Origin of the sequence: Pseudomonas zeae, assembly GCF_014268485.2 — a bacterium.
GTDB classification, from domain to species: Bacteria; Pseudomonadota; Gammaproteobacteria; order Pseudomonadales; family Pseudomonadaceae; genus Aquipseudomonas; species Aquipseudomonas neuropathica.
This window is the reverse complement of the sequence record NZ_CP077090.1, coordinates 3,069,129-3,085,312: the sequence shown is the minus strand read 5'-3', so window position 1 is coordinate 3,085,312 and position 16,184 is coordinate 3,069,129. Positions and strand designations below refer to the sequence as shown.

The 16,184-nt window shown below is 58.4% G+C and carries 19 protein-coding genes; 11 read left to right on the top strand and 8 right to left on the bottom strand.

From position 1 onward, the window contains the following. Positions 1 to 409: 409 nt before the first annotated feature. The 3 genes from ahpF to HU754_RS13495 form a co-directional block, all read right to left on the bottom strand. Positions 410 to 1,972, bottom strand: coding sequence for an alkyl hydroperoxide reductase subunit F (gene ahpF / locus HU754_RS13505; RefSeq protein ID WP_038368199.1), 1,563 nt, complete (start codon positions 1,970 to 1,972; stop codon positions 410 to 412). Between the two features lie 124 nt (positions 1,973 to 2,096). Then, positions 2,097 to 2,660: an alkyl hydroperoxide reductase subunit C gene (ahpC, locus tag HU754_RS13500; protein WP_047602282.1), complete on the bottom strand. Its 564-nt coding sequence runs from the start codon at positions 2,658 to 2,660 to the stop codon at positions 2,097 to 2,099. A 136-nt stretch (positions 2,661 to 2,796) separates the two neighbouring features. Beyond that, complete coding sequence (locus HU754_RS13495; RefSeq protein ID WP_186621424.1) at positions 2,797 to 3,735, bottom strand: site-specific integrase; 939 nt, start codon at positions 3,733 to 3,735, stop codon at positions 2,797 to 2,799. A 177-nt stretch (positions 3,736 to 3,912) separates the two neighbouring features. Between HU754_RS13495 and HU754_RS13490 the strand changes: the two genes are divergently transcribed. After that, a complete protein-coding gene (locus HU754_RS13490; RefSeq protein WP_186621422.1) occupies positions 3,913 to 4,929 on the top strand; it encodes a DNA-binding protein in 1,017 nt (338 codons plus the stop codon). On the opposite strand, the gene gorA is transcribed toward HU754_RS13490, so the two are convergent. Continuing rightward, on the bottom strand, positions 4,926 to 6,284 hold the full coding sequence (gene gorA / locus HU754_RS13485) for a glutathione-disulfide reductase (RefSeq protein ID WP_186621413.1): 1,359 nt from the start codon (positions 6,282 to 6,284) through the stop codon (positions 4,926 to 4,928). The two genes, HU754_RS13490 and gorA, sit on opposite strands and share 4 nt — an antisense overlap. A gap of 128 nt (positions 6,285 to 6,412) precedes the next feature. Next, a complete protein-coding gene (gene galU / locus HU754_RS13480) occupies positions 6,413 to 7,252 on the bottom strand; it encodes a UTP--glucose-1-phosphate uridylyltransferase GalU (protein ID WP_093431079.1) in 840 nt (279 codons plus the stop codon). A 258-nt stretch (positions 7,253 to 7,510) separates the two neighbouring features. On the opposite strand from galU, the gene HU754_RS13475 reads away from it, so the two are divergent. Continuing rightward, positions 7,511 to 7,696, top strand: coding sequence for a hypothetical protein (locus HU754_RS13475; RefSeq protein WP_090283267.1), 186 nt, complete (start codon positions 7,511 to 7,513; stop codon positions 7,694 to 7,696). 134 nt (positions 7,697 to 7,830) lie between these two features. Next, positions 7,831 to 8,118 (top strand): hypothetical protein, encoded by a 288-nt coding sequence (locus HU754_RS13470; protein WP_093431076.1) that lies wholly within the window; start codon positions 7,831 to 7,833, stop codon positions 8,116 to 8,118. A gap of 3 nt (positions 8,119 to 8,121) precedes the next feature. Here HU754_RS13470 and HU754_RS13465 read toward each other — a convergent pair whose 3' ends face one another. Both HU754_RS13465 and HU754_RS13460 read right to left on the bottom strand, forming a co-directional pair. Further along, a complete protein-coding gene (locus HU754_RS13465; protein ID WP_008082673.1) occupies positions 8,122 to 8,352 on the bottom strand; it encodes a hypothetical protein in 231 nt (76 codons plus the stop codon). Between the two features lie 71 nt (positions 8,353 to 8,423). After that, positions 8,424 to 8,780, bottom strand: coding sequence for a hypothetical protein (locus tag HU754_RS13460; RefSeq protein ID WP_093431070.1), 357 nt, complete (start codon positions 8,778 to 8,780; stop codon positions 8,424 to 8,426). A 210-nt stretch (positions 8,781 to 8,990) separates the two neighbouring features. Between HU754_RS13460 and HU754_RS13455 the strand changes: the two genes are divergently transcribed. The 5 genes from HU754_RS13455 to ada all read left to right on the top strand — a co-directional run bounded on the left by HU754_RS13455 (position 8,991) and on the right by ada (position 12,129). Then, positions 8,991 to 9,293, top strand: a complete 303-nt coding sequence (locus tag HU754_RS13455; RefSeq protein ID WP_007912251.1) for a DUF1883 domain-containing protein — start codon at positions 8,991 to 8,993, stop codon at positions 9,291 to 9,293. 34 nt (positions 9,294 to 9,327) lie between these two features. Next, entirely contained in the window at positions 9,328 to 9,498 is a 171-nt protein-coding gene (locus HU754_RS13450) for a hypothetical protein (RefSeq protein ID WP_093431686.1), read from the top strand. Between the two features lie 94 nt (positions 9,499 to 9,592). Next, on the top strand, positions 9,593 to 10,303 hold the full coding sequence (locus HU754_RS13445) for a 2OG-Fe(II) oxygenase (protein ID WP_186621411.1): 711 nt from the start codon (positions 9,593 to 9,595) through the stop codon (positions 10,301 to 10,303). Positions 10,304 to 10,308: 5 nt separating this feature from the next. Beyond that, positions 10,309 to 10,974, top strand: coding sequence for a DNA oxidative demethylase AlkB (alkB, locus tag HU754_RS13440; RefSeq protein WP_186621409.1), 666 nt, complete (start codon positions 10,309 to 10,311; stop codon positions 10,972 to 10,974). Positions 10,975 to 11,061: 87 nt separating this feature from the next. Further along, positions 11,062 to 12,129 (top strand): bifunctional DNA-binding transcriptional regulator/O6-methylguanine-DNA methyltransferase Ada, encoded by a 1,068-nt coding sequence (ada, locus tag HU754_RS13435; RefSeq protein WP_186621407.1) that lies wholly within the window; start codon positions 11,062 to 11,064, stop codon positions 12,127 to 12,129. Between the two features lie 32 nt (positions 12,130 to 12,161). Here ada and acuI read toward each other — a convergent pair whose 3' ends face one another. Then, on the bottom strand, positions 12,162 to 13,145 hold the full coding sequence (gene acuI / locus HU754_RS13430; protein WP_186621405.1) for an acrylyl-CoA reductase (NADPH): 984 nt from the start codon (positions 13,143 to 13,145) through the stop codon (positions 12,162 to 12,164). Between the two features lie 354 nt (positions 13,146 to 13,499). Here acuI and HU754_RS13425 point away from each other — a divergent pair, with 354 nt between their 5' ends. From HU754_RS13425 to modB, 3 genes are all read left to right on the top strand, one after another. Further along, the gene (locus tag HU754_RS13425) at positions 13,500 to 14,564 is read left to right on the top strand and encodes an NAD(P)H-dependent flavin oxidoreductase (protein WP_186621403.1); all 1,065 of its coding nucleotides are present in this window, start codon (positions 13,500 to 13,502) and stop codon (positions 14,562 to 14,564) included. 170 nt (positions 14,565 to 14,734) lie between these two features. Further along, the gene (modA, locus tag HU754_RS13420) at positions 14,735 to 15,502 is read left to right on the top strand and encodes a molybdate ABC transporter substrate-binding protein (RefSeq protein ID WP_095047790.1); all 768 of its coding nucleotides are present in this window, start codon (positions 14,735 to 14,737) and stop codon (positions 15,500 to 15,502) included. A 1-nt stretch (position 15,503) separates the two neighbouring features. Continuing rightward, the gene (gene modB / locus HU754_RS13415) at positions 15,504 to 16,184 is read left to right on the top strand and encodes a molybdate ABC transporter permease subunit (protein ID WP_093431052.1); all 681 of its coding nucleotides are present in this window, start codon (positions 15,504 to 15,506) and stop codon (positions 16,182 to 16,184) included.

The following is a 16,184-nucleotide window of genomic DNA, read 5'->3' as shown; positions in this document are numbered from 1 at the left end:
ATCGACTCGGTCATTCAGGTCGATGGAAAACGCCAGACACCTCGATCGGCTCCCTCTCCCTCGGGAGAGGGACTGATTGGGGGATAAGCAAGAATTCCGCCGACGTGAGAGATCTTTACCGAATCCATAATCGACTCGGTCATTCAGGTCGATGGAAAACGCCAGACACCTCGGTCGGCTCCCTCTCCCTCGGGAGAGGGAACTGATCGGGGGATATTCAAGAATTCCGCCGACGTGAGAGATTTTTACCGAATCCATAATCGACTCGGTCATTCAGGTCGATGGACAACGCCAGACACCTCGGTCGGCTCCCTCTCCTTCGGGAGAGGGCTGGGGTGAGGGGCAGCTTTTCACGCGCAATAAAAAACCCGTGATCGCTCACGGGTTTTTTTTATTTCTGGCTGGACGCTTACGCCGGAGCCGAAGTGCGGATCAGGTGATCGAAAGCACTCAGCGAAGCCTTGGCGCCCTCGCCCACCGCGATCACGATCTGCTTGTACGGCACGGTGGTCACGTCGCCGGCAGCGAAGATGCCCGGGATCGACGTTTCACCCCGGTTGTCGACGATGATCTCGCCACGCGGCGACAACTCGATGGTGCCCTTCAGCCAGTCAGTGTTCGGCAACAGACCGATCTGCACGAAGATCCCTTCCAGCTCGACAGTACGCAACTCGTCGGTGTTGCGATCCTTGTAACGCAGGCCGTTAACCTTCTCGCCATTGCCGGTGACTTCAGTGGTTTGCGCGCTGGTGATCACCGTGACGTTCGGCAGGCTGTGCAGTTTGCGCTGCAATACCGCGTCGGCACGCAGTTGTACGTCGAACTCCAGCAGCGTCACGTGCGAGACAATGCCGGCCAGGTCGATGGCTGCTTCAACGCCGGAGTTACCGCCGCCGATCACTGCCACGCGCTTGCCTTTGAACAGCGGACCGTCACAGTGCGGGCAGTACGCCACGCCTTTGTTGCGGTATTCCTGCTCGCCCGGCACGTTCATTTCACGCCAGCGCGCACCGGTCGCGAGAATCACGCTCTTGGCTTTGAGGGTCGCGCCGCTGGCGAAACGGACTTCGTGCAGCTCGCCGTTTTTGCCCGGAATCAGCTTGTCGGCACGTTGCAGGTTCATGATGTCGACGTCGTATTGCTTGACGTGTTCTTCCAGCGCCGTGGCCAGTTTCGGTCCTTCGGTTTCCTGTACGGAAATGAAGTTCTCGATGGCCATGGTGTCGAGCACCTGGCCGCCGAAACGCTCAGCGGCGACGCCAGTGCGGATACCTTTACGTGCAGCGTAAATCGCTGCCGACGCACCGGCCGGTCCACCACCGACGACCAACACATCAAAGGCCTCTTTGGCGCTGATTTTCTCAGCCTGACGCTCGATGGCACCGGTGTCGAGTTTGGCCAGAATCTCTTCGAGGCCCATGCGGCCCTGACCGAAGTTCTCACCGTTGAGGTAGATACTCGGCACGGCCATGATCTTGCGATCGTTGACTTCGTCCTGGAACAACGCGCCGTCGATGGCGACGTGGCGGATGTTCGGGTTCAGCACAGCCATCAGGTTCAGCGCCTGGACCACGTCCGGGCAGTTCTGGCAGGACAGCGAGAAGTAGGTCTCGAAGCTGAACTGGCCTTTGAGCGAGCGGATCTGCTCGATCACTTCAACACTGGCTTTCGATGGGTGGCCGCCGACTTGCAGCAGGGCCAGCACCAGCGAGGTGAACTCGTGGCCCATCGGGATGCCGGCGAAACGCAGACTGATGTCGGCGCCCGGGCGGTTGATCGAGAACGATGGCTTGCGTGCATCGTCACCGCTGTCGATCAGGGTAATTTGGCTCGAAAGACTGGCAACGTCTTTCAGCAGTTCCAGCATTTCACGGGATTTCGCACCGTCGTCGAGGGAGGCAACGATCTCGATCGGCTGGGTGACCCGTTCCAGGTACGATTTCAACTGGGCTTTAAGATTGGCGTCCAACATACGGGCGATTTCCTTTATTTGAGGCGAAAAAAAGCCCGAGCGAATCTCGCCCGGGCATTTTTATTGGGCGGTGCAGCGTACTTAAGAAGGTGCGGCGTACCGCCCTGCGTTGCGTGTCACAGGCTTAGATCTTGCCGACCAGGTCCAGGGACGGTGCCAGAGTGGCCTCGCCTTCTTTCCACTTGGCTGGGCAAACTTCGCCTGGGTGAGCAGCAACGTACTGAGCAGCCTTGATCTTGCGTAGCAGCTCGGAAGCGTCACGGCCAACGCCGCCATCGTTCAGTTCAACGATTTTGATCTGGCCTTCTGGGTTGATCACGAAGGTGCCACGGTCAGCCAGACCAGCATCTTCGATCAGCACGTCGAAGTTGCGGGAGATGACGTGGGTCGGGTCGCCGATCATGGTGTATTCGATTTTGCCGATGGCTGGCGAAGTGTTGTGCCAGGCAGCGTGGGCAAAGTGGGTGTCGGTGGAAACGCTGTAGATCTCTACGCCCAGTTTCTGGAAAGCAGCGTAGTTGTCAGCCAGGTCTTCCAGCTCGGTTGGGCAAACGAAGGTGAAGTCGGCTGGGTAGAAGAATACAACCGACCACTTGCCTTTCAGGTCAGCGTCCGAGACTTGAACGAAGTCGCCGTTTTTGAACGCGGTAGCTTTGAACGGTTTTACTTGGCTGTTGATGATAGGCATTGATGACTCTCCGTCAGGGTTGTGAATTCGATGGGTGAATCCTACCCACTCACTCGACGGATGGCTCATTGGCAAACCTGATGCTGCTGATTTGTTTTCGCTATTAGCCGACTGTATTAATAGAAGAAAACGATATCTACGACGAAGCCGGGTTATCCGTAATCCGAGCCATCCCTTGGAATGGGCTGGCTTCAACATAGCGCATCGCCGACTTCATATCCTTCCAGCCGACGTAACTCATCAACGATTTCAGATCCCAGCCACTTTGGTGTGCCCAAGTGGCAAAGCCGCGACGCAGGGAATGGCTGGTGTAGTTTTCGGCGGCAATCCCGGCACGCTGCAACGCCTGGCGCAGCAAAGGAATGATGCTGTTGGCGTGCAGGCCCTCCTCGTTCAGATTGCCCCAGCGGTCGATGCTGCGGAAAACCGGGCCGCGTACCAGCGCCGCTTCGGTGATCCAGTCGATATAGGCCTGCACCGGGCAGAGCTTGAGCAGCGCCGGAGCTTGATAGGTCTGCCCGAGATTTTCCCGATCGCCTTTGCTGCGCGGCAAATACAAGGTGATGCCTTTGCCGGCATGCGCCTGCACATGTTCGATTTGCAGGCGGCACAGCTCATCGCTGCGGAAGCCGCGCCAGAAGCCCAGCAGAATCAAGGCGCGATCACGATAAGCCTTGAGCAGTAGCGGACGATCCTGCTGCTCTTTTGCGGTTTGCGCCTCATGCTCCAGCCAGTCGATGACGCGCTGCAAATCCTGCAACTGCAACGGCTCAGCCTGTTTCTCCTGCGCTGGATGCAAAGCCCGAATCCCTTTGAAAACCTTGCGCACCACCGGCGCCTTGGTCGGATCGGCAAACCCTTGGCTGTTGTGCCACTGCGCCAGCGCCGACAGACGCAGCTTCAGCGTGTTTATCGACAACTCTTCGGCGTGCGCTACCAGATACCGCGCGACGCTGTCGGCCGTCGCCGGCAAGAACCCGCCCCACTTAACTTCGAAATGCTCGATGGCCGCGCGATAGCTACGGCGCGTGTTGTCACGGGTGGCGGCTTGCAGATAGCGATCCAGATCGCTCATGGGCTGTTTTCTCGCTGGCGTACTGATGCAGGAATGCAAAGGCGCATTTTGCCGCCTGACACTGGGTAATACCAGTATATCCCGCGTCTTCAATATCAAAGGTTTATCTTTATTTTTGAGATGGTACACTGCGTACTTTAGTGGCATGTACCACAGTACGTAAACGTAGGAGTTCACATGGCCCGTGGCGGCATAACCAAAGCACTGGTGCAGATCGCGCGTACAGCGATCCTCGCCCGTGGCGAACACCCGAGCATCGATGCAGTACGCATTGAAATGGGCAACACCGGCTCGAAAACCACGATCCATCGCTATTTGAAAGAACTGGATGACGGCGCCCAGCCCGTTGAAGCCTCGGCTGAGCCTATCGATGACGAGTTGACCGCCCTCGTCTCCAGGCTCGCCCAACGCCTCAAAGAACAAGCGCAAGAGCCCATCGAGCAAGCCCGCGAGCAGTTTGAGGAGCAGCGCGAAGCACTGGAGTCGGAGCTGCAACAGACGCGTCAGGCACTGGAAAAGCTCGAACACGAGCACGACATTCAAGGCGCTGCACTGGCGCGTGAATCCGAAGCGCTGAACAACACACGCTCGATGCTGCAGACCGAGCAGACCCGCAATGCCGGGCTGAATCAGGCATTGGCCGACTTTGAGTTGCGCTTGCAGGACAGGGACGAGCAGATCCGCTCGCTGGAAGAAAAACACCTGCATGCCCGTGACGCGCTGGAGCACTACCGCAACGCCAGCAAAGAGCAGCGCGAGCAAGAACAGAGCCGCCACGAAGCGCAGGTGCAACAGATTCAGGCCGAATTGCGTCAGGCGCAGCAAAGTGCATTGGTCCGCCAGGACGAGATCACGCAACTGCACCGCGACAACGAACGCCTGCTCACGGAAAACCGTGGCACGCAGCGCGAACTGAGTCTGCTGCAAGATCAGCTCAAGCAGAGCAATCAGCGTCAGGACCAATTGCTCGAGCAAGCGACCCGCGTCGACAGCGAACGCACCCTCCTCCAGGAACGCCTGCGCGTGGCCACCCTGGAAAGCCAGACACTCAAGCAGAGCGTCGAGGAGCAGACGCTGCTCAACCAGTCACTGGAAAAGGAATTGAACAAGGCTCAGGCAAGCCTGGAAGAAAGCCAGCGTCTGGCGGCTGCCGTTACGGCAGCGCCAGACTCGGCCAAGCCGAAAGACGCTTAAGCGCCGACCGGCGTACGCATGGTGACGAATTCTTCGGCGGCCGTCGGGTGTACCCCGATCGTGTCGTCGAAGTCGCGCTTGGTTGCGCCAGCCTTCAACGCAATCGCCAAACCCTGAACGATCTCGCCAGCGTCCGGGCCGACCATGTGGCAGCCGAGGACTTTGTCGGTCTTGCCGTCGACTACCAGCTTCATCAGCGTCTTTTCCTGACACTCGGTCAAGGTCAGCTTCATCGGCCGGAACCGGCTTTCGAAAATCACCACGTCGTGGCCAGCCTCGCGCGCTTCTTCTTCGGTCAAACCGACCGTGCCGATGTTCGGCAGACTGAACACCGCCGTCGGGATCATCTTGTAATCCACCGGACGGTATTGCTCTGGCTTGAACAGACGTCGTGCCACAGCCATCCCTTCAGCCAGCGCCACCGGCGTCAGTTGCACACGACCAATGACATCGCCCAGCGCCAGAATCGATGGCTCGCTGGTCTGATACTGCTCGTCGACTTTGATGAAGCCTTTGTCGTTGAGCTGCACATCGGTGTTTTCCAGCCCCAGATTGTCGAGCATCGGACGCCGACCCGTGGCGTAGAACACGCAATCCGCCTCCAGCACACGACCATCTTTAAGGGTGGCTTTCAAACTGCCATCGACCTGCTTGTCGATACGCGCGATGTCGGCATTGAACCGCAGGTCCAGACCACGCTTGGTGAGCTCTTCCTGCAAATGCTTGCGCACCGAACCATCGAAGCCGCGCAGGAACAGATCGCCGCGATACAGCAGCGTGGTGTTCGCGCCAAGGCCGTGGAAGATCCCGGCAAATTCGACGGCGATGTAACCGCCGCCAACCACCAGTACACGCTTTGGCAGCTCCTTGAGGAAGAACGCCTCATTGGAACCGATCGCGTGCTCGCGCCCCGGAATCTCCGGAATCTGCGGCCAGCCACCGGTAGCGATCAGAATGTTTTTCGCTGTAAAACGCTCACCATTCACTTCAACTTCATGCGGGCCAACGATCTTCGCGTGCGCTTCATGCAAGGTCACGCCGCTGTTGACCAGCAGATTGCGATAGATGCCGTTGAGGCGATTGATCTCACGATCCTTGTTGGCGATCAGCGTCGCCCAGTCGAAATTCGCTTCGCCCAGGCTCCAGCCAAAACCGGACGCCTGCTCAAAGTCTTCGGCGAAATGCGCGCCGTACACCAGCAGCTTTTTCGGCACACAGCCGACATTGACGCAGGTCCCGCCCAGATAACGGCTCTCCGCCACCGCCACTTTCGCACCGAAACCGGCCGCAAAACGCGCAGCGCGCACACCGCCGGAACCGGCACCAATCACATAAAGGTCAAAATCGTAGGCCATTTCTATCTCCTCGGCAGGGGATCAGCATACCTGCAGCCACCCATTGGGCAAGCGCTGCCAGTCATATGGGGGCGCAAAATGAAAAAACCCGCCGAAGCGGGTTTTTCTTACAGACCAATCAAGCGCTCTTAGTAAGCCTTGCCAGTCTTATAGAAGTTCTCGAAGCAGAAGTTGGTCGCTTCGATGTAGCCTTCAGCGCCACCGCAGTCGAAACGCTTGCCTTTGAACTTGTAGGCCATGACGCAGCCGTTCTGGGCTTGTTTCATCAGGGCGTCGGTGATCTGGATTTCACCGCCCTTGCCTGGCTCGGTTTGTTCGATCAGGTCGAAGATGTCCGGAGTCAGGATGTAACGACCGATGATTGCCAGGTTCGACGGCGCATCTTCCGGCTTTGGCTTCTCGACCATGCTGTGAACGCGGTAGATGTCGTCGCGGATCATCTCGCCGGCGATAACGCCGTACTTGCTGGTTTCCTGCGGATCGACTTCCTGGATGGCGATGATCGAGCAACGGAACTGCTTGTACAGCTTGACCATCTGGGTCAGTACGCCGTCGCCTTCGAGGTTGACGCACAGGTCGTCCGCCAGGACCACGGCGAACGGTTCGTCACCGATCAGTGGGCGACCGGTGAGGATCGCGTGACCCAGACCTTTCATTTCGGTTTGACGGGTGTAGGAGAACGAGCACGAGTCGAGCAGTTTGCGGATACCGACCAGGTATTTCTCTTTATCGGTGCCTTTGATCTGGTTTTCCAGCTCGTAGCTGATGTCGAAGTGGTCTTCCAGAGCACGCTTGCCACGACCGGTCACGATGGAGATTTCCGTCAGGCCAGCGTCCAGAGCTTCTTCAACGCCGTACTGGATCAGTGGCTTGTTTACCACCGGCAGCATTTCTTTAGGCATGGCTTTAGTCGCTGGCAGGAAGCGAGTACCGTAACCGGCTGCTGGGAACAAGCATTTCTTGATCATATAAGTCCTTGAAAGGGCTGTGTGTACGAGTTTCGGCGCAGTCTAATCAGGCGGCGTGCACCTTACAATGCCCCGCACTGGCTAACCGATGCCAACATAGAGAAATATTCTCGCCGATAGTTCCATCGACATCCTGGCGCAGCCAGATCAGCGTAGCTCAAAGCAGCCGAGAAACTGAATCACCATACGCTCATCGCCCCCCAATGCGAGCATTTGCCGGTATCATGGCGCCTTTGAACCAGCGAACGAGACAGATAGATGGCTGCGGTAAAAATCGTCAACGGGTATGTGATCGACAAGAAAGACGGCAAGTGGACGCTGACCACGACCAATGGCGAACACATCGCCGGGCCTTTCGACAGCGAACAAATGGCGACCGATGTAGCGGCAGTGTTCACCGACACTCCGGCATCGGCCAAGCGCCGCGGCAAAGATCAGGACTGATCGACTGCGACGCCCCAAGCCCTGCCCTTGAGCAGGGCTTTTTTGTGCCCACTACAAACAAGTGGCCAAACGCTATAACCTTTTCACACCGGCGCTGTCAGAGCGTCTAGTCCCCCTCGCTGAAGACCACAAACATGAATCTGAAAAAATGGCTGCCCCTGATCGCGGTATTGGCACTGGCCGGTTGCGCCACCTCCCAACCCACATACCTGAACAATGGTGAACAGGGGCTGTCGATCGATTGCTCCGGCGAAGCGAATTCCTGGGCGACCTGCTATGAAAAAGCCGATGCCTCCTGCGCGGGCACTGGCTACCGAATCGTTGGCACCGACGGCACACCCCAGCCGAAGGAAAGCGACAAAACCCTGGGCGTTGATGTCGGCAACTACAAGAACCGCAGCGTTGTCGTGGTCTGCAAATAGACCTTACATATGAATTTCGGCGAACTTGATCCCGAGTCCACGAACGACTTCGATCAGATCGTCGAGACGGTTGAAGGATTCGACTTCGTCGTTATCGTCGACCAGAAAGTAGCTGCGCCCGGCGCTCTTCTTGAAAAACACGATCCACTCACCCGGATTCGCCGGGTTCTGGATAACATGGGTGGCAGAGATCAGGCCCTCTACGTGGCGCTCCCGTACTTGCTCTCGCTTCATCGCGACTCCAGAAATGAAAATGCCGTCACAGCATGACTGCGACGGCATCGGTGCTGATGACTGTCAGTCTATCAGCCGGAAATACACGCATTGGCGGCCTTTTGCACGTCACGCGGGCGAACCGGCACGTTCGACATGCGCTCATGCAACTTGATGCTGCTGCCGCCGGAGCGATCTTCGATATCAAACACTGCGGCTGCACCCGTAGAAAGTTTCCCCGGTACGATGACCCGAACCCCGTCCTTGTGCGGCTGCACTTGCAGCGCGCCGCGGCTGTCTGCCAGTTTATCGGCCAGACACTGGGCATATTCATGGGGTTTCTTGCCGGAGATCACGCTCATGGTCGGCAGCGTTTCATTGATTTCGGAAACACTCGCACAACCACCCACAGCCAGAATCAACGGCAGACACACCACACCCCACTTCATACAAAACCTCCGTTAAAGACCGTCCGACAGCACAAATGCCGTTTTTCTCCGGGGCCTTCTGCATTTAACCCGCATCCGATTGCGAATATCTGTTCAAAATTGTCAAACCAACGCCCGACGGCCAGATAATAACCCGTGCGGGCTGATAAACTGCGCGCAATTACAAGCTATCGTTTTGATTTTGTAGAAAAAGCCCTTCTGGAGGCGCCCATGAAATTCATTCACCAGCGCGAACACCTCAACGAAGACGACATCGTCGTCATTCAATGCTCGCAAATGTGCAACATCCGTCTGATGAACGACGCCAACTTCCGCAGCTTCAAAAATGGCGGCCGTCACACCTATCACGGCGGCGCCTTCGACACCTTCCCGGCCCGTATCACCGCGCCGAGCACCGGTTTCTGGAACATCACCATAGACACGGTCAACCGCCGTGCGATCAGCGTAACCCGCAAGCCGACGCTGACCCACTCGATCAAGATCATCCGTCGCTCCAGCACCAAACTCAGCTGAGACACGCCGCTCAACCAGAAAGGAAAGCATGACCGTGGCCCAAACAACCAAATACGTCATCAAGTACAAACTCAACGGTGAACGCCGCTTCGAGTTCGCGCAGCTGGAAAACGGCACTGCCGAAGAAGCCAAGGCCGCTCTGGAGGCCCTTCACGGCCAGAGCGACGACGTGATCAGCGAAATCTCGGTAAGCAAAGCACTGTAAGACGCGGCAGCGAATTCGACCGCAAGCGGCGGAGTGTTCTGCCGCCAGGCCTTGCCTAGACTGACTTTCTTCGACCAAGCGTCAAGGAGTCAGCATGTCGATGTCACCCTCGCGTCTGGATTCGCTCGACTGGGCAAGCCTTGCGCAGCAACTGGATCAGGACGGCTACGCGATCATCCGTTCGCTGCTGCTGGCCGAAACCTGCGATCACCTGAGTGCGCTGTATCCACAGACCGAACCGTTTCGATCGCAGGTCATCATGGCCCGCCACGGTTTCGGTCGCGGCGAGTACAAATACTTTCGATATCCCCTGCCGACACCGGTAGAACGCCTTCGCTGCGCGTTGTATCCGCGCTTGGTCCCCTTGGCCAATCGCTGGTACGAACGCATGCACCTGCCCGAGCGTTTCCCTCCGAACCACGCCGAGTTTCTTCAGCGCTGCCATGCCGCCGGTCAACGACGCCCCACCCCTCTTCTGTTGCAGTACGGCCCGCAGGACTACAACTGCCTGCATCAGGACCTGTACGGCGAATCGGTTTTTCCGCTGCAAGTGGCGATTCTTCTGTCAGAACCCGGGCAAGACTTCAGCGGTGGAGAGTTCGTTCTCACCGAGCAGCGCCCGCGCATGCAATCTCGCCCGCACGTACTTGATCTGACGAAAGGTGATGCGCTGATCTTTGCCGTGAATCAGCGCCCCGTCAAAGGCGTGCGCGGTGATTATCGGGTGACCATGCGCCACGGTGTCAGTCGCCTGCACAGTGGAAAAAGGCATACCCTAGGCATCATCTTTCACGACGCAACCTGATGGCCATGTCCTCAACAACTCTCGACCTGTTCGCTGACCACGAACCTCAACAACAAGCCCGAGCCGAACAGATTGGCGAGCAATCCTGGCTATTGCGCGGCTTCGCCCTGCCGATTGTCGATCAATTGCTGCCGGCACTGCACGCCGTTCTCGCAGCGGCCCCCTTGCGCCACATGGTCACACCGGGCGGTTTCAGCATGTCAGTCGGCACCAGCAGTTGCGGTGAGTGGGGCTGGATCACTGATCGCAGCGGCTATCGTTATTCGGCTGTCGACCCGCTCAACGGGCTGCCTTGGCCGCAGATGCCGAAATCCTTCGCTGCTCTGGCGCATTCGGCAGCCGAGCGAGCTGGTTTCTCTGGCTTCAATGCAGATTCCTGCCTGATCAATCGCTATGTCCCCGGCGCAAAAATGTCATTGCATCAGGATAAAGACGAAAAGGACTACGCCGCGCCGATCGTTTCCCTGTCACTCGGATTACCAGCCATATTTCTGTTCGGCGGTTTTGCGCGCAGCGACAAGACCCGGCGAATTTCGCTACTGCACGGTGACATGGTGGTCTGGGGCGGCGTCGACCGATTGCGCTACCACGGCGTATTGCCAATCAAGCAAGGTCAGCATCCGCGCTTGGGTCAACAGCGGATCAATCTGACGTTTCGGGTCGCTCGCTGAACCCGAAAAATTTGACCGCAAGGCCCGGAGTGTTGTGCCTGGCGAGGCTGGTTAACCTGAATCAAACAGGTCAACGGATTACTCATCATGAAAACGCTTTCGACCCCGCTTGATACCGAACATGATCCACGCTGGGCCGCCGTGCTTGCACGGGATCCGCAGGCGGACGGGCAGTTTGTCTATGCGGTAAAAACCACCGGCATCTACTGCCGCCCGAGCAGCCTGGCACGCTTGCCGAAACCCCAGAATGTCGAGTTTTTCGATACCGCCCAACAGGCCGAAGCCGCGGGTTATCGGCCGAGCAAACGTGCGAGCAAGGATCAAAGTGATGTCGCCGCGCAGCATGCCGCGACCGTCGCCACGGCATGCCGGCAAATCGAGATAGCAGAAAATCCGCCCGCCCTGAACGAGCTCGCAGAGACGGCCGGTTTGAGCCCGTTTCACTTTCATCGCGTGTTCAAAGCCGCCACTGGCCTGACGCCAAGAGCCTACGCCGCCGCCCATCGTTCGCGCAGAGTGCGTGAACGTCTCGCGGACGGCAATTCGGTGACGGACGCTCTATACGACGCAGGCTTCAATTCCAACAGCCGTTTCTACGAATCAGCCAACCAACTGTTGGGGATGAAACCTGGCGACTACCGCGCTGCCGGTCAAAACAACGACATCCATTTTGCCGTAGGCCAATGCTCGCTGGGCGCGATTCTGGTGGCGCAAAGTGAGCGTGGGGTGTGCGCGATTTTGCTGGGTGACGACCCGCATCAACTGGTGTGCGACCTGCAGGATCAGTTTCGCAGAGCCAACCTGATTGGCGCAGACAGCGGGTTTGAACAGTTGATCGCCAAAGTCGTGGGTTTTATCGAAGCGCCGGCCATTGGCCTGGATCTGCCACTGGACGTGCGGGGGACGGCGTTTCAGGAACGTGTCTGGCAAGCGTTGCGGGAGATTCCGCTCGGCAGCACCGCCAGCTACGCCGAAATTGCCCAGCGCATCGGTGCGCCGACGTCCATGCGCGCAGTGGCTCAGGCATGCGGGGCCAACCGCCTGGCGGTGGCGATCCCTTGCCACCGCGTGGTGCGCAGCGATGGCAACCTTTCCGGTTATCGTTGGGGGGTCGAGCGCAAGCGTCAGTTGCTTGAGCGCGAGACGCCGGCGTGAACGGTCAATGGATGCTACGCAACCTGAAAACCTCAGCGATTGACGTCCACCACAACCCGTCCGCGAAGTTGCCCGGCGAGCAGTTTTGGCGCCGCCTCGATGGCTTCACTCAGGCCGATTTCGTGGCTGATCAATGCCAGCAGCGAGAAATCCAGATCCTTGGCCAAACGCTCCCACGCTTGCAGTCGGCGGGCCTTGGGCTGGGTCACGCTGTTGATGCCGGCGAGGGTCACACCGCGCAAAATAAACGGCGCCACTGACGCCGGGAAGTCCATGCCTTGGGCCAGACCACAGGCGGCGACGGTGCCTTCGGCGCGGGTGCTCGCGCAGGCATTGGCCAGGGTGTGACTGCCAACCGAATCGATCACCGCCGCCCAACGCTCTTTGGCCAGTGGCTTGCCGGGCGCTGACAACGTCGCACGGTCAATGATCTCGCCGGCGCCCAACTGCTGCAGATATTCATGCTCGGAGACCCGGCCGGTGGACGCGACGACACGGTAGCCGAGTTTGCTCAGCAGGGCGATGGCAAAACTGCCGACACCGCCGTTGGCCCCCGTGACCAGCACCTCACCCTGCTCCGGCGTCACGCCATTACGCTCGAGCGCCAGAATGCACAGCATCGCCGTATAACCGGCCGTACCGACAGCCATCGCTTGCGCCGCCGTAAAGGCCTTGGGCAATGGAATAAGCCAATCGCCATTGAGTCGCGCCTTCTGCGCCAGACCGCCCCAGTGATTCTCGCCAACACCCCAGCCGTTGAGCAGCACCTGATCACCCACCTTACAGTCGGGGTGTGAACTGGCTTCCACGGTGCCCGCAAGATCGATCCCCGGCACCATCGGAAACTTGCGCACCACCGGACTGCTGCCGGTTATCGCCAGGCCATCCTTGAAGTTCAGCGTGCTGTACGCAACAGCCACGGTGACATCGCCTTCAGGCAATTGCTCCTCGTTGACCTGTTGCAGGTTGGCGCGGTAACCGCTGTCGTCTTTGTCGATCACAATGGCGTTAAACATGACTGCCTCGCTGGACTGTTTTCAGAATGTCGTGCCTTGAAATAGCACATCGCAACACCTTGCCACATTCGACTTTGCGCCAATCGGCGAATTCGCCGGGTATTTCCATGGCCCGCGTCTATGCTTTTTCGACGGTCGTGGTTTCACCGAAATTCTTAAAGAGTTCGCCATTGCCGTGACCACCGGCGTACCAGCAATTTTCATCACGCTTCTGGAGGCCGAAGAACGGCGGATGTCATCGACGCTGAAAAACTGCACGGGTTGTTCTGAATTTCCAACTGGCCCCGAATCCGGTTTTGCTGCTAAAAACCGGTTTTGCCCCCTGCCCGCTACACCGTTTGGAGAACCGCCCTCATGAGCCAATGGCCAGACACCCGTCTTCTTGATCTGCTCGGCATTGAATTGCCGATCATCCAGGGCCCGATGGCCGGTGCGACGAATTCGTCCATGGTCATCGCCGTGTGCAACGCCGGCGGCCTGGGTTCGATGCCGGCCGCGATGTTGAGCATCGAGCAATTGCGCGAAGAGCTGAAAACCATCCGCCAGCACACCGACAAGCCCTTCAACGTGAACTTCTTCTGCCATCAGCCACCGGCAGCCGATGAGCAACGTGCACGTGACTGGAAGCATTTACTGGAACCGTATTACCGTGAACTGGGCGCCGATTTCGCTGCACCGACGCCGGTGTCCAATCGGGCACCGTTTGATGCGGCAGCCTGTGAAGTGCTGGAAGAGTTTCGACCTGAAGTCGTGAGCTTCCATTTCGGTCTGCCAGAGAAATCCTTGCTCGAGCGGGTCAAGGCAACCGGGGCGAAAATTCTCTCATCGGCCACGACGGTCGATGAAGCGATCTGGCTGGAACAGAACGGCTGCGACGCGATTATCGCCATGGGCTACGAGGCCGGCGGCCATCGCGGTATGTTTCTCAGTGATGATCTGAGCAGTCAGATCGGCACGTTTGCCCTGGTGCCTCAGGTGGTCGATGCGGTGAGCGTACCGGTGATTGCCGCCGGGGCAATTGCCGATGCGCGCGGCATGGCGGCGGCGTTTATGTTGGGGGCCTCAGCGGTACAGGTCGGCACCTCCTATCTGTTCACGCCGGAAGCAAAAGTCAGCGCCGCTCACCACAAGGCGCTGCGCACCGCCAAGGAAAGCGAAACAGCGATCACCAATATTTTTACCGGGCGGCCGGCACGGGGCATTCTCAATCGCGTCATGCGTGAGCTGGGCCCGATTTCGCCCCAGGCACCAGCATTTCCCTTGGCCGGGGGTGCGCTGATGCCGCTGCGAGCGATCAACGAAGCAGAGTTTGCCAACCTCTGGGCCGGTCAGGCATTCACCTTGGGCAAAGACCTCGGTAGCGCTGAACTGACTCGACAATTGGCCGAAGGCGCACTGGCAAAACTCGCTCGCCGCTGAAGCTGTACAGCGTGAAGATTCAAACATCCTCGCGCTGATTTTAACCAACACTTCCTGTTTGGCGGCATTTCGCTATATATTTCGCTATATAGCGAATTCACCCCTCGCATCGGCGCAGCCCACTTCAAACAATAGCTGCCCGCTGCACTCGTCAATAACGGAGCTGTTACATGACCATTCGTGCCTCACGTCTTGCCCCTGGTTGCCTGGCCTCTTTGCTCGCCGTCTTCGCCGTCGGCGCAGTTCAGGCTGATGAAGTGCAGGTGGCTGTGGCAGCCAACTTCACCGCGCCGATCCAGGCCATCGCCGCCGATTTCGAAAAAGACACCGGGCACAAACTGGTCGCAGCCTATGGCGCCACTGGCCAGTTCTACACTCAGATCAAGAACGGCGCGCCGTTCGAAGTGTTCCTCTCCGCTGACGACACCACCCCGGAAAAACTCGAAAAAGAAGGCGAGACCGTCAAAGGTTCGCGTTTCACCTACGCGATCGGCACGCTGGCGTTGTGGTCGGCGAAAGAAGGTTATGTCGATGCGAAAGGCGAAGTGCTGAAAAAGAACGAATACCAGCACCTGTCCATCGCCAATCCGAAAGCTGCGCCATACGGCCTGGCCGCCACGCAAGTGCTGGAAAAACTGAAATTGACCGACGCCACCAAAGCCAAGATCGTTGAAGGCCAGAACATCACTCAGGCTTATCAGTTTGTCTCGACCGGCAACGCTGAGTTGGGCTTTGTCGCCCTGTCGCAGATCTACAAGGACGGCAAAGTCAGCAGCGGTTCGGCATGGATCGTCCCTGCGAGCATGCACGACCCGATCAAACAGGACGCGGTCATTCTGAACAAAGGCAAAGACAACGCCGCCGCCAAAGCTTTGGTTGAATACCTCAAAGGCCCGAAAGCCGCTGCGGTGATCAAGTCCTACGGTTACCAGCTTTAAAATGTCACTGACAAGCGCCGATTTCGCGGCGATCTGGCTAACCCTGAAACTGGCGTCCCTGACCACCGCGATCTTGCTGGTGGTCGGCACGCCGATCGCCCTGTGGCTGTCGCGCACCGATTCATGGCTACGCGGCCCGATCGGAGCGATCGTCGCCCTGCCCCTCGTACTGCCTCCGACCGTGATCGGTTTCTATCTGTTGCTGATGATGGGCCCGCACGGCTTTCTCGGCCAGTTCACCCAATGGCTGGGCCTGGGCACTTTGACGTTCAGCTTCACCGGGCTGGTGATCGGTTCGGTGATCTATTCCATGCCGTTCGTGGTGCAACCGTTGCAGAACGCGTTCTCGGCGATCGGTACCCGCCCCCTGGAAGTGGCCGCGACCTTGCGTGCCAATCCGTGGGACACGTTTTTCAGCGTGATTGTGCCGTTGGCGCGCCCCGGTTTTATCACCGCAGCGATACTCGGTTTCGCGCATACCGTCGGTGAGTTCGGCGTGGTGCTGATGATCGGCGGCAACATTCCCGACAAGACCCGCGTGGTTTCCGTACAAATTTATGACCACGTCGAAGCGATGGAATACGCGCAGGCTCACTGGCTGGCCGGGGCGATGCTGGTGTTTTCGTTTCTGGTGTTGCTGGCGCTGTACTCCAGCCGCAAGACCCGCGCAGGCTGGAGCTGA

Coding starts and splice junctions, on each gene's coding strand:
- ahpF (WP_038368199.1), bottom strand. CDS start 1,972: ATGTTGGACGCCAATCTTAAAGCCCAGTTGAAATCGTACCTGGAACGG.
- ahpC (WP_047602282.1), bottom strand. CDS start 2,660: ATGCCTATCATCAACAGCCAAGTAAAACCGTTCAAAGCTACCGCGTTC.
- HU754_RS13495 (WP_186621424.1), bottom strand. CDS start 3,735: ATGAGCGATCTGGATCGCTATCTGCAAGCCGCCACCCGTGACAACACG.
- HU754_RS13490 (WP_186621422.1), top strand. CDS start 3,913: ATGGCCCGTGGCGGCATAACCAAAGCACTGGTGCAGATCGCGCGTACA.
- gorA (WP_186621413.1), bottom strand. CDS start 6,284: ATGGCCTACGATTTTGACCTTTATGTGATTGGTGCCGGTTCCGGCGGT.
- galU (WP_093431079.1), bottom strand. CDS start 7,252: ATGATCAAGAAATGCTTGTTCCCAGCAGCCGGTTACGGTACTCGCTTC.
- HU754_RS13475 (WP_090283267.1), top strand. CDS start 7,511: ATGGCTGCGGTAAAAATCGTCAACGGGTATGTGATCGACAAGAAAGAC.
- HU754_RS13470 (WP_093431076.1), top strand. CDS start 7,831: ATGAATCTGAAAAAATGGCTGCCCCTGATCGCGGTATTGGCACTGGCC.
- HU754_RS13465 (WP_008082673.1), bottom strand. CDS start 8,352: ATGAAGCGAGAGCAAGTACGGGAGCGCCACGTAGAGGGCCTGATCTCT.
- HU754_RS13460 (WP_093431070.1), bottom strand. CDS start 8,780: ATGAAGTGGGGTGTGGTGTGTCTGCCGTTGATTCTGGCTGTGGGTGGT.
- HU754_RS13455 (WP_007912251.1), top strand. CDS start 8,991: ATGAAATTCATTCACCAGCGCGAACACCTCAACGAAGACGACATCGTC.
- HU754_RS13445 (WP_186621411.1), top strand. CDS start 9,593: ATGTCGATGTCACCCTCGCGTCTGGATTCGCTCGACTGGGCAAGCCTT.
- alkB (WP_186621409.1), top strand. CDS start 10,309: ATGTCCTCAACAACTCTCGACCTGTTCGCTGACCACGAACCTCAACAA.
- ada (WP_186621407.1), top strand. CDS start 11,062: ATGAAAACGCTTTCGACCCCGCTTGATACCGAACATGATCCACGCTGG.
- acuI (WP_186621405.1), bottom strand. CDS start 13,145: ATGTTTAACGCCATTGTGATCGACAAAGACGACAGCGGTTACCGCGCC.
- HU754_RS13425 (WP_186621403.1), top strand. CDS start 13,500: ATGAGCCAATGGCCAGACACCCGTCTTCTTGATCTGCTCGGCATTGAA.
- modA (WP_095047790.1), top strand. CDS start 14,735: ATGACCATTCGTGCCTCACGTCTTGCCCCTGGTTGCCTGGCCTCTTTG.
- modB (WP_093431052.1), top strand. CDS start 15,504: ATGTCACTGACAAGCGCCGATTTCGCGGCGATCTGGCTAACCCTGAAA.